Source organism: Synechococcus sp. HK01-R (genome assembly GCF_014217855.1).
Taxonomy (GTDB): Bacteria; Cyanobacteriota; Cyanobacteriia; order PCC-6307; family Cyanobiaceae; genus Synechococcus_C.
In genome coordinates this window covers 881,357-894,233 of sequence record NZ_CP059059.1, presented here as the reverse complement: position 1 = coordinate 894,233, position 12,877 = coordinate 881,357, and the positions used below count along the sequence as shown (strand labels likewise).

13 protein-coding genes are annotated in these 12,877 nt (G+C 61.6%); 4 read left to right on the top strand and 9 right to left on the bottom strand.

What is annotated here, in order from left to right; all coding sequences use genetic code 11:
• Nucleotides 1-677: 677 nt before the first annotated feature.
• The 6 genes from H0O21_RS04605 to H0O21_RS04580 all read right to left on the bottom strand — a co-directional run bounded on the left by H0O21_RS04605 (nt 678) and on the right by H0O21_RS04580 (nt 3,926).
• A complete protein-coding gene (locus H0O21_RS04605) occupies nt 678-977 on the bottom strand; it encodes a hypothetical protein (RefSeq protein ID WP_370523082.1) in 300 nt (99 codons plus the stop codon).
• Between the two features lie 117 nt (nt 978-1,094).
• On the bottom strand, nt 1,095-1,496 hold the full coding sequence (locus H0O21_RS04600) for a type II toxin-antitoxin system VapC family toxin (protein ID WP_255441132.1): 402 nt from the start codon (nt 1,494-1,496) through the stop codon (nt 1,095-1,097).
• The gene (locus H0O21_RS04595) at nt 1,486-1,731 is read right to left on the bottom strand and encodes a hypothetical protein (protein ID WP_185190563.1); all 246 of its coding nucleotides are present in this window, start codon (nt 1,729-1,731) and stop codon (nt 1,486-1,488) included. The genes H0O21_RS04600 and H0O21_RS04595 overlap by 11 nt, the downstream gene beginning before the upstream one ends.
• Before the next feature lie 352 nt (nt 1,732-2,083).
• On the bottom strand, nt 2,084-2,323 hold the full coding sequence (locus H0O21_RS04590) for a hypothetical protein (protein WP_185190562.1): 240 nt from the start codon (nt 2,321-2,323) through the stop codon (nt 2,084-2,086).
• 125 nt (nt 2,324-2,448) lie between these two features.
• The gene (locus H0O21_RS04585; protein ID WP_185190561.1) at nt 2,449-2,676 is read right to left on the bottom strand and encodes a Nif11-like leader peptide family natural product precursor; all 228 of its coding nucleotides are present in this window, start codon (nt 2,674-2,676) and stop codon (nt 2,449-2,451) included.
• Nucleotides 2,677-2,798: 122 nt separating this feature from the next.
• On the bottom strand, nt 2,799-3,926 hold the full coding sequence (locus H0O21_RS04580) for a polysaccharide biosynthesis/export family protein (protein ID WP_185190560.1): 1,128 nt from the start codon (nt 3,924-3,926) through the stop codon (nt 2,799-2,801).
• 105 nt (nt 3,927-4,031) lie between these two features.
• Between H0O21_RS04580 and H0O21_RS04575 the strand changes: the two genes are divergently transcribed.
• The gene (locus H0O21_RS04575) at nt 4,032-6,521 is read left to right on the top strand and encodes a polysaccharide biosynthesis tyrosine autokinase (RefSeq protein ID WP_185190559.1); all 2,490 of its coding nucleotides are present in this window, start codon (nt 4,032-4,034) and stop codon (nt 6,519-6,521) included.
• A complete protein-coding gene (locus H0O21_RS04570; protein WP_255441131.1) occupies nt 6,506-7,012 on the top strand; it encodes a dual specificity protein phosphatase in 507 nt (168 codons plus the stop codon). The genes H0O21_RS04575 and H0O21_RS04570 overlap by 16 nt, the downstream gene beginning before the upstream one ends.
• On the opposite strand, the gene H0O21_RS04565 is transcribed toward H0O21_RS04570, so the two are convergent.
• The gene (locus tag H0O21_RS04565; protein ID WP_185190558.1) at nt 6,987-7,334 is read right to left on the bottom strand and encodes a hypothetical protein; all 348 of its coding nucleotides are present in this window, start codon (nt 7,332-7,334) and stop codon (nt 6,987-6,989) included. The two genes, H0O21_RS04570 and H0O21_RS04565, sit on opposite strands and share 26 nt — an antisense overlap.
• On the opposite strand from H0O21_RS04565, the gene H0O21_RS04560 reads away from it, so the two are divergent.
• Both H0O21_RS04560 and H0O21_RS04555 read left to right on the top strand, forming a co-directional pair.
• The gene (locus tag H0O21_RS04560) at nt 7,312-8,463 is read left to right on the top strand and encodes a hypothetical protein (protein ID WP_185190557.1); all 1,152 of its coding nucleotides are present in this window, start codon (nt 7,312-7,314) and stop codon (nt 8,461-8,463) included. The genes H0O21_RS04565 and H0O21_RS04560 overlap by 23 nt on opposite strands.
• Before the next feature lie 38 nt (nt 8,464-8,501).
• Nucleotides 8,502-9,914: a glycosyltransferase gene (locus H0O21_RS04555; RefSeq protein ID WP_185190556.1), complete on the top strand. Its 1,413-nt coding sequence runs from the start codon at nt 8,502-8,504 to the stop codon at nt 9,912-9,914.
• Here the strand turns inward: H0O21_RS04555 and H0O21_RS04550 are convergent.
• Nucleotides 9,869-11,815 (bottom strand): glycosyltransferase, encoded by a 1,947-nt coding sequence (locus tag H0O21_RS04550; RefSeq protein ID WP_185190555.1) that lies wholly within the window; start codon nt 11,813-11,815, stop codon nt 9,869-9,871. The genes H0O21_RS04555 and H0O21_RS04550 overlap by 46 nt on opposite strands.
• Complete coding sequence (locus H0O21_RS04545; protein WP_185190554.1) at nt 11,812-12,828, bottom strand: hypothetical protein; 1,017 nt, start codon at nt 12,826-12,828, stop codon at nt 11,812-11,814. The genes H0O21_RS04550 and H0O21_RS04545 overlap by 4 nt, the downstream gene beginning before the upstream one ends.
• Nucleotides 12,829-12,877 lie beyond the last annotated feature (49 nt).

Here is a 12,877-nt window from a genome sequence, read left to right as displayed (position 1 = left end):
GCGGGGATGAAGCGGCTGGCTGATCGCTGATGGCCGAGCCTTGGTAGCTTCCCCGTCATCTGGCGGAAACTGCCCACGCCATAGCAATCGAAAGAGATGGCGGCCTACCTGGAGTCAGGGATACGTCGGGCCTCGAAGCGACACTGGCGACTCCGAAAAATCTCTGGGCCTACGGCGGTGAAGACAATCTTTTCGCCTTGGCCGCTGCTTTATTGGTTGCGATGGCTTGAGTCGATCGAGGGCCTAACCCGCCAATCTCCGGATCCGCCGCAGCGGATGAGAGGCCGGAATCCGCTCCTCAATCGACACATAGGAGAACAGAGAGCTGTTGGCGGCAAGGGTGCTGGGGCGGCATCAGCTGCGATCGCAATCTCAAGGCCTCTTCAAACGCAGCAGCAAGGGTTCTGTACGGTCTGCACAGAAGCTTGGACTGGCTATCTGCAGCGTTGGTCTCCATGCAGAGCATTCCGGTGCGGAGCGTCGGCTGCAGGTCGTGAGGGTCTGATGGTATCAAGTTGACGATGGCGACAGGCGGCTCAGCTCTTCATTTCGGCTGAAAGCTTGATCAGCAAAAGCGTTGACGAACCCGCTGAGAATTGCCTCTACCAACAAGGTGTCAGCAAATTGAGCCCGGGAGATCGCGAAGAATTCTTCTGGTTGAGTCCGGCCAGTTCGCTTCAAGCGACCACAAGCTCAGCTGTTCTGCGAATGCCAGGAAGATCATCTTGAGCAAATTCGCGATAAAGATCGAAGAGCGCCGCATTGCTGAGCGACCCTGCTTCCCTCACGAACGGAACCTCCAGCCGAGGCAGGCCTGCCGCCGATCGCCGCAGCGAGGTTTCGGATGGTGGAGTGTTCAAACCTTTCTCCACATACCTATGCAGCAGTTTCTTCAGGGAGACGCCCTCGCTGGCCGCCCGGGCCTTCAGGCGGGCAAACAGAGGATCCGGCAACTCCAGAGTGGTGCGCACGAGCATGACCCGCAGTTGATGCGCACCACCACCTCGCCGGTGCCGGCTCGGAAGCTGGCATCCTGGAGACATTCGCTCCGCCACTGAATGCTTCCCCAGATCAGCAGCGGTCGGCGGGGGTGATCAGGGGAGTACCCGGTCTGCTAATCGGCGTAGGCGCTGGTCAGCCGTGAGCAACGCCGCCGCTTCTCTCCGTGCCAGAGCCAAATAGAGGCAGTCGTAGACAGGATGATCGAGATGGCAGGCCAGGGCCAGCCCCTCCGCCTGCAGCGCACGGTCTGGCTCAAATTGATCCACCAGATCGCGTGCATCGGCGAGCAGCGCCTGGGGATCGACTCCGGCCAAACTGCCGTTGCGTTGAAGTTTCCACAGGGCATTCGCCACCTCGGTGAGCATCAGCTCTGGGGCCAACACCATCGAAGCTTGCCTGAGCTGAGCATCCCAGCTTCCCGTCGCAGGGTCATGGCAGATCAGCCGCACCACAGCGGAGGCATCGAGAACCAGTGAGCGCGTGTCAGCGTTCACGATCCACCCGGATCAGATCTTCTGGTGTCTGCTGCCATTGCAAAGGCTCTACACCACGCCAGTGCTGAGCGATGCGCTCCAAGGCCTCCTGGCGGCGCTGGCGGGGATCACCACCCGCTAGCTCTTCCAGATCAACCAATGCCTGCTGGCTGAGGCTGCGCTTGTTCCGCGTGGCTCGCCGCTGCAACAAACGATGCAGTGGGTCTGGCACATCGCGGATCTGCAGTGACGGCATCGCTGAAGACAAACGCTGCGTCGAGCCTAGCCGGCATGCATGCAGTTTGCATGCGCAACGAGTATCGCGCGGCCTCGGCAATCAGCGATAGACCTCGCGGCGGTGCCCTGGAAGTCGGGCAGGGCATCGAGAAAGACCTCCAACTGATCCACAGGTAAGGCCCCCGGATCTGGGCAGTGGTTGTTTCGCTGAGGGGGCCGCAGCGGCGGTTGAGGAGGTGAAGGGTCATCGCTGCGGCCTCATCTCGCTGGCCCTCGGCTAGCCATTCTTGTGCGGCACGCGTGTGGCGCAGCTCGTCCAGCGGGATACCTGCAATCACCATGATTTCCTCCCTGCTGAGCCCTGGAAACCGCTAGATGGGCATAGAAAGAACCACCGCATCCAGATCAGGCCGGATCGGCAACGTGAGCAGATTCAACAGGGGATCCAGCGGAGTCCTGCGCCTCAGCTCTTCGAGGCTCAGCCAGTGCTCCACCCGGGGATGTGGCTGCAAAAAGCGGTAGGTCTGTGCCGCCAGTCGATGGCTCAGCTCTTTGATTTCGAGGGCTTGAAAGCGATCGCTGTTCAATGAGCGGGTGCTGGCTGGCGGCAAGGGTGCCGGAGAGGAATCAGCGGCTCAACCGTCTCACAGATACCGGGTAGAAGGACTGTCTCACAACGACGCCACGTAGCGCATGGGGCCGATCGCTCAACCGACTCCTCGCTCAACCGACTCGTTCAACCGCCAAAAAAGGCGCGACGCCAGGCATGCCCCTTCTCCGACCAGGGCCACCAGGTAGCGCACAATTCCCGCGAAAACGCACGCAGATCTTGAGTGGACACTGAGCAACCCAAATCAGCCGCCAGGGCCGTGATCTGCTCCGGCGTTGTGGCTTCCGACACACGCTGCTGATGTTCAGGCGAACGCTCCACTGCGTCGACGAACGCTTCGAGAGCTGAAGTCATGAAAAATCAACTCGCTGGAGTTGAGTATTTTACCCCCCCGGAAATGGATGAGGCTTCGGCAACCAATGCCGGTTTAATGCGACATCCGCATCAAAAGTCTCTTTTTCAAGCGAACGGCTGGTTCAGTTCGTGGTGTCGTTCACCAGACGCAGCAGAGTCCAGATCGTGACCAAGCCGCTCACGGGTTGGCTCACGGCATTGATCGCATCGCTCGCCTGGGCGAGGCCGCTGCGATTCACCTTCACCGTGTCGCCATCGCGCAGGGGAGGGTTCTTGGCATTGGATGCCCCCTGGCTCAGATCCAGGGCAAAACGCTCCAGGGTGGCCGAACCGTTGCGATTGATCCGCACCAGCTCCACGTTGCCCTTGTTCGCCCGCCAGGCCTTGGGACCACCAGCTGCCAAAACCGCCTGCACCAACGGCGTGTTCGCCTGCAACTGCAACCGTCCTGGGGTCTCCACTTCGCCGATCACATTCACGTTGATCACCTGCGGCGAAAGGTTCACCGCCGCCAGTTCAATCGCTTCCTCCGGCGTCTCGTCGACCCGCGACAGGCGAATGGTGTCGCCATCAAACAAAAAGGGGTTCTGGGTCTGGTTGCCCTCCAGGATCAGATCGAGCAGGTTCAGTTTGGCCTGCTTGTAGCGCACCGGTTGATCGCCGCCCGGCAGTCGCCGTTGCAGCACCACATCGCGCAGATTCGCCTTCTGAGTGATGCCCCCCGCCTTCTGAATCGCATCCACCACCGTGGGCAAGCCGCTGATGCTGGTGGTGGGGCCGCCCTCGGTTTGCACCGTCTCACTCACGGTGAGGGAATAGATACCGGGCCGCTCCACCTGACCCACCAGCGCCACCCGAATCGGCCGCGGTCGCACCACCCGCAGCTGCAGATCCGGGCGCAGTAGTTGCTGCCCCATCAAGGTTTGCACCCACACCGTGGCCTGCTGCAGGGTCAGCCCGCTGAGGCGCACGCTGCCGATCAGGGGCAGAGGCACTGAACCATCGTTGAGCACCTCCAGTTGCCCCGACAACTCCGGCGCATCAAACAACTTGAGGTCGAGCACATCGCCGGGACCGATGATGTAGGCGTCGCCTTGCAACACCAGATCGCTGCGGTTCATGCCGCTCTGCGTCTGGGTCGCTGGCGCCACGATTGGTGCCTCCAACGACGGCGCGGCTGCCACCCCGGAAACCAAGAGGGGCTGACTGGCCAGCCATGACGCCAGGGCAAGAGTGCGCAACCGGGTCATGGGAAGAAGCGTGCTGAAGGGTCGTGATGACGAGTGCAGTGTCCCATGACAGATCGAAACGTGTTGCACCCGGGGCTTTAATGGTGCGTCTATTCAGTCGCGGCAATGTCGAAACTCGTTGCCAGCCCTGGCCAGAGCCCGGATTTCAATCCCCAGGGCATCCAGACCGTTCAGGTGCGCGACCTGGGGCAGGTGCCACCTGGCATGGGCAGCAGTGACGACGAGATCGACCTGCGCGAGGTGTGGCGCGCCCTGAGGCGGCGCAAAAAACTGGTGGGTGTGACCGCCGCTGCCGTGATCGGCCTGGCCGGACTGGTCACGGTGTATCAGCGGGTGTTCCGGCCGGTTTATCAGGGCTCCTTTGTCCTGCTGATCACCGACCCGATCAGCACCGAGGGTGGGGGCAGTCACGCTGCCGCAGGGTTCAACAACACCATGTTTGAGCAGCTGGCTCGCAACACCACCAGCAACGACATCCCCACCCTGATCGAAGTGCTGCAGAGCCCATTACTGCTCGGCCCGATCGCGCGCCGTTTCGATCTCGATGAAAACTCCCTTGCCAATCGCATCACGATCAGCTCCGGCGGCGAAAAGCGCAAAGAGGCGGAAGGCGTGCTCAATGTGAGCCTCACCGGCCGCGATCCTGAGCAGGATGAAGCCGTGCTCAAGGCCCTGAGCACGGCCTATCTCCAGGCCGCCCTCCAGCAACGGCAGCAACGCCTGGCCGATGGCCTCGCTTTCCTCAACAAACAAGCGCCGGCGCTGCAGGCCAAAACCGATCAGATCCAGTCTGAGGTGGCCGCCTTCCGGCGCCAGCATTCCCTGCTCGAGCCCTCCGCGGAAGGGGGAGCGCTCAAGGAACGCGAAGCGGGCATGGCCGCCCAGGTGCTCGATCTGCAGGCCGGACGCAACCGTCTGCTCAAGGTGCGCCAGGAAATCGCCAACGGCACCCTCACCGCCCGCGGCTTCCAGGAAGCGATCGGTGGGATGGGCAACGGCACCACGGCCGGTGGTGGTGTGCAGGGCCTCACCATCAGCGATGTGGACCAGAGCCTGTTGCAGCAACTGCTCAAGGTGGAAACAGAGCTGGCGGAAGCCCGCTCCAAATACAACCCTGACTCCTCCATGGTGCAGGGCCTGGAGGCACGCCTCAATCAGCTGAAACCGCTGCTACGCAAAAACCAATTGGAAGCGGTGGATGCCGCGCTCAGCCTCAATGCCGGCCGCCTCGCCACAGCAAGAGCCCAGGAGCAGGAACTCAATGCCCAGTTCCTCAAACAACCGGCACTGATCAAGCAATACGAAGCCCTGCAGACCCGGCTCACGATTGCGCAGGAGAACCTGGCCGGCCTCGTGAGCGCTCGTGAGAATTTCCAACTGGAAATCGCCCAGCGCAGCGTGCCCTGGCGGGTGATTGATCCACCGGAAATCAATCCCAATCCGATCAAACCCTCGGTGCCGCGCAACCTTGCCCTTGGCGCCATGTTGGGATTGGTGGCCGGCGCTGGCGCCGGCTTGCTGCGCGATCGCATGGATCATGTGTTCCACCATGCCGGTGAGGTGAAGGATGAGCTAGGCTTGCCCCTGCTGGGTCATGTTCCCTATGTGAGTTTTTTCCAGGGGGTGCGAGAAGACAAGCGCTTCATGCTCAACGAGCTCGACAGTCAGACCCTGCCGGTGAGCGATCCCCAGCAAAAGCAGGAGGCCGGTTACCAACGTTTCTTCTATCAAGAGGCCTTCCGAAACCTGTTCACGTCGCTGCGCTTCCTCAACAGCGACCGGCCGCTGCGCTCGATCTCCCTCACCAGCTCCCTGCCGACAGAAGGCAAATCACTGGTGAACAGCCTGCTGGCGAAAACCCTTTCGGAAATGGGGCAACGGGTGCTGCTGATTGATGCCGACATGCGCAAGCCGCAGTTGCACACCCGCTTGGGGCTCAACAACCTGCGCGGACTGTCCAATCTGCTCAGTGATGAAGCGCCCGCCTGGCGCGACGCTCTGCAACAGGTGGAGGGCTATGAGGGGTGGTCGGTGATCACCGCCGGTCGCCGCCCCCCCGATCCCGCCCGGCTACTCAGTTCCGGGCGCATGCACCAACTGGTGCAGGACCTCGAAGCGAGTGGTGAGTTTGATCTGATCCTGTTCGACACACCACCGGTGCTCGGTCTGGCCGACGCCGCCCTGGTGGCCGAACACTGCGATGGCCTGATGTTGCTGGTGAGCCTGGATCGCGTCGATCGCGGCCTGCCCAGGGAAGCGGTGAACCGCATCCGCAGCAGCGGTGCCCCCCTGCTGGGCATCGTGACCAATGCGATCAAACCAGAGCGGCAGGGTGCCTCGGCCTATGGCTACGGCCAATACGGCTACGGAAACTATGGCTATGGCTATGGCTATGGCTATGGCGGTTACTGCTATGCCGCCTACGACCCTGCAGCGGCCTATGCCCATTACGCCGAAGCGGAGCCTGAGGGCGGCGACACTGCGGGGGTATCCCGTCAGCAACGACGGGTGACAGCGGCCCCGAAAGCCCCCAGCAGCCTGCGTGAGCGGGTAGCCCAGCGCCGGCGTCAGCTGATGCGTTGGCTCGACAACTGATGGTGCCGTCGATCACACCACCATCGCCGCGTCGCTTCCGAATCGACTGGGTGCTCGTCGATGCACTGGCGGTGGGTCCGGCACCGCGGGCTGAGCGACATCTGCAACGGCTGCACGACGCCGGCATTCGCGCTGTGTTCAGTCTCTGCAGCAACGAGGAAGCCCCAGCCCCAGCCGGTCTGGAGGAGAGCTTTTGCTGCAAGCGCCTGGTGCTGCCGGATCACCGCAGTGCAGACGTGCTCGAACTGGGGCAGCTGGAGGACGCTCTCCAGCAGCTCGCGGCGCTGCACCAGGTGGGTCCGGTGTTTGTGCATTGCGTGGCAGCCATGGAGCGTTCGCCGCTGGTGTGCATGGCCTGGTTGGTGCAAACCCAGGCACTCTCCCCCACCGAGGCGCTCGACTATCTGATGCAGGTGCACCCCGGCACCAACCCACTGCCGCGCCAGCTGGCCTTGCTGCGACAGCTCAACCGCGTGGGAGTGGCTGCATGACCCGCAGCTGGCTAGCAGCCCTGCTGTTGCTCACCACCACCGGCACCGCCGCTTCGGCGCAGGAGCTGCAGTGGCAACCGGTCCCCCCCCTGCCGGCGTTGCCGGAGAACAACGCGGCCAACACCGTTGTTGCGAAGCCCCTCCTGTGGGAACCCGTGCCCGCGGCAACCGAGTCGCCGACATCGACGTTGACATCGACGACACCACCGCCGCCACCGACCGCGCTCGTGTGGGAACCGGTGCCCCCCAGCAACAACACACCAAGCGACAGCCCACCCAGCAGCACCTCGATTGCGGTGATGCCGGAAGCAAACCAAACCATCAACGCCAATGCAGGGCTGGTGTGGGAACCGGTGGACAGCGAGGGCGTGATTGTGGCGGAGGAAAACCCTCAAATGGTGATCCAAAACGCGACTGAAGCCATTCAGATCGCACGGCGCGCTTTCGATGAAGCCTCTCCCACTTACTCCAGCTCGAGGGCATTGTGGCGCAATGAGCGATGGCTACCACAAATCAGTTATCTCGTCCCAAACGGATATGGCCCCTATGGCGTCATGTTTGACGTCAGCGTAACCGGAACCGATTGCACCCTCGGGAAAGGGCCTTGTGAAGCGTTTACCACCTTTGATGACTGGCAAAAATCACTCGACACTCAGGCCAACGGAAGCACCTATTTCAATCTGGGATTTGGCGACACCCAAACCTGGGGTGGATTTTTCATAACAACCAGTGCTGAAACCATTTCGAGCTCCATTGGCAGAGGTGATGGACCTCTCGTCGACAGCAACCGCATCCTTCAAGGTGTTCAGACAGGTCTACACTATTCCAAAGCCATTGGTCCAGACACGTCCTTCCGAACAGGCGTCGAGAATCTGATCACCTGGGACAGCCAGGATTTCATCTTTTCAGACATGACCCGCAATTTTTACTTTGTGGGCAGCCAGCGCCTCAGACTTAAGCCTCCTGAAAATGCAAGCCCATGGTTTCGCAATCTCTACCTCACGGCAGGGGTTGGCAACGGCGAATTCAAACCAATCGAGCAAACCTTCCAAGACCAAACTCAGGCCCTGAGAGATGCAGGCTGTGCAACCTATGGATTCACTCCAACCAATCCCTGCAGCAACGAACGCTTCAAGCGAGCACTAAGAACAGGCAGCGACTATGGACAAATCAATCCCATAGCCTCCATTGCCATTGAAGCCTTGGATGGCCTACACATCATCGGTGAATGGAGCGGCCGCAATCTCAACGCAGGCATCAGTTGGAGGCCATTCAACGAAATCGGTCTGGTCATCACCCCCATGATTGAAAGCATTATGAGCAATTGCGAATACCCCGGCTGCAGAGTCACACCAATAGATGGCTATCCAGAGCGCGTACCACTCCCCGATGCCGTTCTGACAGAACGGGTACGGCTGAGTCTGCAGGCGTCGCTGCAAATCAAATTCTGATTGCACACAAGCTTTCCAGCAATAATTTTCAATCGACTATGACGCGCCCACTCAAGATCGGCCTTGTCTCTTTTGCCTGGGGCGATGAGCATCGCGGTGGCCTGGAAACCCATGTTCACGGAATCGCCCATGACTTACGCGCTATGGGCCATCAGGTTTTTGTGCATTGCGTGAATACCACGGGATCAGGCGAGCGCTTTGCCACGCGTGGCTGGATGGACGATGGCATTCAAATCCAGGAAATGAATTACTGCTATGAAAACACAAAATGTCTGATGGATTTTCAGCGCGTGCCACAAGCCGAAGTCATCCTCGAACATTGGGCCAATCACCATCAACTCGACCTTCTTGATTTCCATCACAATTTATTTTTTGGCATCCGAGCCATTGCCACTCTCAGCAAATCACTACCCTGCGTGGCAACCTTGCATGACTACTGGACGCTCGACCCTCGCGGTCAACTCTTCAGCAATCAAAACACCATCATCGACCCAGACGATCACGAAGCCTGGGAACAGAATGCCTTGCAGACCTGGCCTTATCAAACGGCTAAAAGCCTCGAGTCATCAGAATACTATCAGTCTCACCATAACCACTCAAATCTTAGGTCATCACGACCGCTATCTCTCAAAACAGCCTGGACGCAGTACAGCGATCACTGCCTAAAGCATGCAGCAGCAGTGATTTCGCCATCTCGACAAGCCGCTCACATTCACCAGCAACACGGAATCACCAGCCCAATTCAAACCATTGAAAATGGGCTCAACCTCGTCTTTGCACGAGAAAGCCTGAGCAGAGAGAAGCAAAGCTCAGCACCCGCAACCCATAACAAAATACGCATCGCCATCCTCGGCACAATTGCGCCGCACAAAGGCCAGCTTCTCTTCTGCCAAGCTTGTCTTCAGTCAGACCTGCACACTATCGTTTCAATTCAGCTGCATGGCCCCTGTCCAACCAGCTACCACGGCAATCAAGCGAGCCAGCTGGCGATCAAACGCATCAGCCAAGATCACCCCGACGTCGTCACACTGCATGGGCCTTACGACAGAGTCGATCTGCCCTTCATCTTTTCACAAACAGATCTCGTGGCGATGCCATCGTTGTGGCATGAAGTGTACGGATTTGTTGCTAGAGAAGCCCTAGCCTATGGTCTTCCGATCATCACAACCAATGCGGGCGGATTGTCGGCTCTAGAGGGCCAAGAAGGTGTCTTTACCTTGCCAATGACGGAGCCCAATCGATGGAGTGACATCCTCTGCATGGGCTTCAAGGAAGGCCCGCTGTATCGCTGGGTCTATCGGAGGCGTGAACATCGTCCTGTTGCATCCGATCACTTGCGTGATGCAAGTGCCTGCGCGCGTGATCTTTCCAGGGTCTATCACTCGGTCATCGAGACATCAAGCCATCATTCAACAGAAACCGCCATCCCCAACGGTCGTCCATCGACATGATTTGGTTCCATCTGTTGGGGCCACCAGGGGCTACCGCTGCGTAAGCGGCCGGGCCAGCGACGTTGGAGCCGTTGGAGGGCCTGGTGGGCCGTGCGGCTGGCCAAGGCATCGCGGCTCTGGCTTTCGTGGTGGATCAACACCGCCTCGGGGGGGATCACATGGCGGTAGCCCAAGGAGCCCAGGCGCAGACAAAGATCCACATCGTTGAATTCCACCGGGAGTCCTTCATCGAAACCACCGAGCTGCAACAGAAGCTCCCGGCGCAGCATCAGGCACGCCCCGGTGACCGCACCCCAACCCGTGAGCAGGCCGCTGCGACCGCGATGCACGCCATGGCTGAGGGGCAGATGGCGATAGGCATGGTCGGCACCACCGTGGAGGCCCAGCACCACACCACCGTGCTGCAAGGTGCCATCGGGATACAACAGATTGGCGCCGACGCAACCCACCACCGGACGCAGCGCCTGGGCCACCATCGCCTCCAGCCAACCGGGTTGCCGCGCCTCGATGTCGTTGTTGAGGCAGAGCAACACCTCACCGCGAGCCCGCGCTGCCGCCTGATTGTTGAGCTGGCTCCAGTTGAACGGCTGCTCCAGCCGCAACGTGGTCATCGCATCACCCAGCCGTTGCTGCCAGCGACAAAGCAGCTCCGTAGTGGCCTGCTCCACCGAGCCGTTGTCGATCAGCACCAACGCGAGATCGATCCCCTGGGCCCGCGCCGCCTCCGTGCTGTCCCAGACGCTCTGCAAACACACCTGCAACAGATCGGCGCGATCGCGGGTGGGAATCAGCAGCGAGCAGCCAACGCGCTTCGGCAGGGCCCAGTGCAGCTGAAAACAGCCGGGGCGCTGGGGCAAAGGCGTCACCGACTGCACCGCCTCGCCCTGCTCCTGCAGATGGGCCAACAGGGCCGCAGCCTCAGCTCCGGACTCTGATTCGGGATCAGCTCTGCTGTTGGGCCCACCGCTCGCCATCGCCTGATGGCTGAGCAGCAACGGGCAGGGCTCGATCCGCGGGCTGCGCTCCAAAGCCGCCAGCTGCCAGCGGAAGCGACCCGCCGGATCCGTTGGCGGCAAGGGCAGCGTCTGATGACGCAGCCAACTCAGGCGCCACACACTCAAGCCACCAAGCCAGGGACTGCTCCAGAAGCTCTCCGGCACCCAACCCGGCTTGAACCAGGGATCGCAGCGCCGGCCGTCAGGCTCAAGCCGATCTTCATCGGCATACATCACATCCGCCACCGCCTGGCCGGCCCGTTGCCAGGGCAAGGCCTGTGCCAACCACCCCTCCAACGCCTGGAGCGCCCCCGGCCGCAACTGGGTCTGCGGGCCGAGCAACACCAACCAGCCCTCCACGGGCCAAGGCGAAGATCCAAGCGGTGCCCAGCGCGGCTGCAAGGACGCCGGACCATGCAAGGCCCGCCACTGGCCCTGGCCAGCCAACGTCCAAAACTGTTGCGTGAGGGGCGTGAGCGGATCGGGCAGGCGGGGTTCGTGGTGCCGAATCCAATGCTGGTAGCTGTCGCCCGCCACAACCCCAGCGCTGCGCGCCTGCTGCAGCTGGTGGGCGATCCAGCCCTCCGCCGGCAGCGCATGCAAGGCCCAGGCAAACGCCTCGGCCGCCTCCGGCCAGCGCTGCTGCTCCATCAACAGTTCACCAGCGGCAAACCAGTTCCAACCCAGCCAGGGATCGAGCCCACAACTGCGCTGCTGGGCCGCCAGAGCCTGGTGGGGTTCACCGAGAGCGCGCAGGCTCTTGCCCAGCAGGTGATGGCCACTGGCATGGTCGGGCTGCAACGCCAACAACCGACGCAGCAAGGACTCCGCCCGACCCCAGGAGGCCTGCTCCACCGCAGACGCCGCCTGGGCGTAGAGCTCCTGGCCATTGAGCTTGGCGCTCACGGCCGCAACAACTCGCGATACAGCAGCGCCGCCTGGCGGTAGTCGCCCTCCGCCTCCAGGGTTTCCGCCAGAACCTCAGCAATCGCGCGGTTGGCGGGATGCAAGCGGCGCAGATCCTGCAGAAAGGCAAGCGCTTCCTGGCGGGCGTGATCGCCAGGGGGTTGCGCCAAGCCGACCCGGCACCAGCCCAACCAGCGGTCGCAGGGCACCGCCTCCGGCTCCAGCTGCAACCACTGCCGGCGCAACTGCAGGGCCAGAAGCGGTTGCTCCAGCTGACTAGCCGCCGTGGCGAAATTGCGCAGCAGCGCGGCCCGTTGGTCGGGCTCCAACACCGCCAAACCCTGTTGATGCAGGGGTTGCAACAGAGCGGCTGCCTGGCTGGCCTGGCCTGCCGCCAAAAGGGCCGCCGCCAGGTTGATCCCATGCTCGGGCGCCTGGCCAGCGGCGGCGTAGGCCGCTTCAAAACTGGCGATCGCCTCGGCAACGCGACCACAGAGCATCAGGGCCTTGCCCTCGAGGCTGCGACCAGGGGCGGGCAGGAGTTCCGGCTCTGGCACCAGCTCGCGCAAGCCCGCCAACACCTGCTGGGCGCTCTGGGGCGTCAGCTCCTCGGCCAGTTCGGCGATGCGCTCGTCAAGGCCGTTGCCACTGCCCACGCGCAACAGGGCGGCTTCGTTGATCAGGCCTTCGATCTGCTCCTCGCGACTGTCCAACAGACGCTGCTGTTGCTGCTGCTCAGGCAACAGCTGTCGCAACTGGTCCCGTTCCTCCAGCAGCATCGCCAGGGCCTGGCGATAAAACGGCACCGCCAGTTCGATCGCACCGCGGGCATTCATCGATTCCGCCAGCTCGTAGTAGCGATCGGCCATGGGCAGCTCGTTCGGCAACGCCTCCTGACTGGGCTTGGCTTGCCTTGGCTTGGCTGGGTTTGGCTTGGCGTTGCGCTTGGAGCTCCGTTTGCTGCCCCCGCCGCTTGCGTTGCCCGACGTGGAGCCTTTGCTGGCGCGCGGCATGACCCTGTGCAGATCGCGGCACAAGTCTGTCATCGGATGACAGCATCAA

Coding starts and splice junctions, on each gene's coding strand:
- H0O21_RS04555 (WP_185190556.1), top strand. CDS start 8,502: ATGACGCGCCCACTCAAGATCGGCCTTGTCTCTTTTGCCTGGGGCGAT.
- H0O21_RS04565 (WP_185190558.1), bottom strand. CDS start 7,334: ATGGTTTGGTTTGCTTCCGGCATCACCGCAATCGAGGTGCTGCTGGGT.
- H0O21_RS04580 (WP_185190560.1), bottom strand. CDS start 3,926: ATGACCCGGTTGCGCACTCTTGCCCTGGCGTCATGGCTGGCCAGTCAG.
- H0O21_RS04585 (WP_185190561.1), bottom strand. CDS start 2,676: ATGACTTCAGCTCTCGAAGCGTTCGTCGACGCAGTGGAGCGTTCGCCT.
- H0O21_RS04605 (WP_370523082.1), bottom strand. CDS start 977: ATGCTCGTGCGCACCACTCTGGAGTTGCCGGATCCTCTGTTTGCCCGC.
- H0O21_RS04575 (WP_185190559.1), top strand. CDS start 4,032: ATGTCGAAACTCGTTGCCAGCCCTGGCCAGAGCCCGGATTTCAATCCC.
- H0O21_RS04595 (WP_185190563.1), bottom strand. CDS start 1,731: ATGCCGTCACTGCAGATCCGCGATGTGCCAGACCCACTGCATCGTTTG.
- H0O21_RS04545 (WP_185190554.1), bottom strand. CDS start 12,828: ATGCCGCGCGCCAGCAAAGGCTCCACGTCGGGCAACGCAAGCGGCGGG.
- H0O21_RS04560 (WP_185190557.1), top strand. CDS start 7,312: ATGCCGGAAGCAAACCAAACCATCAACGCCAATGCAGGGCTGGTGTGG.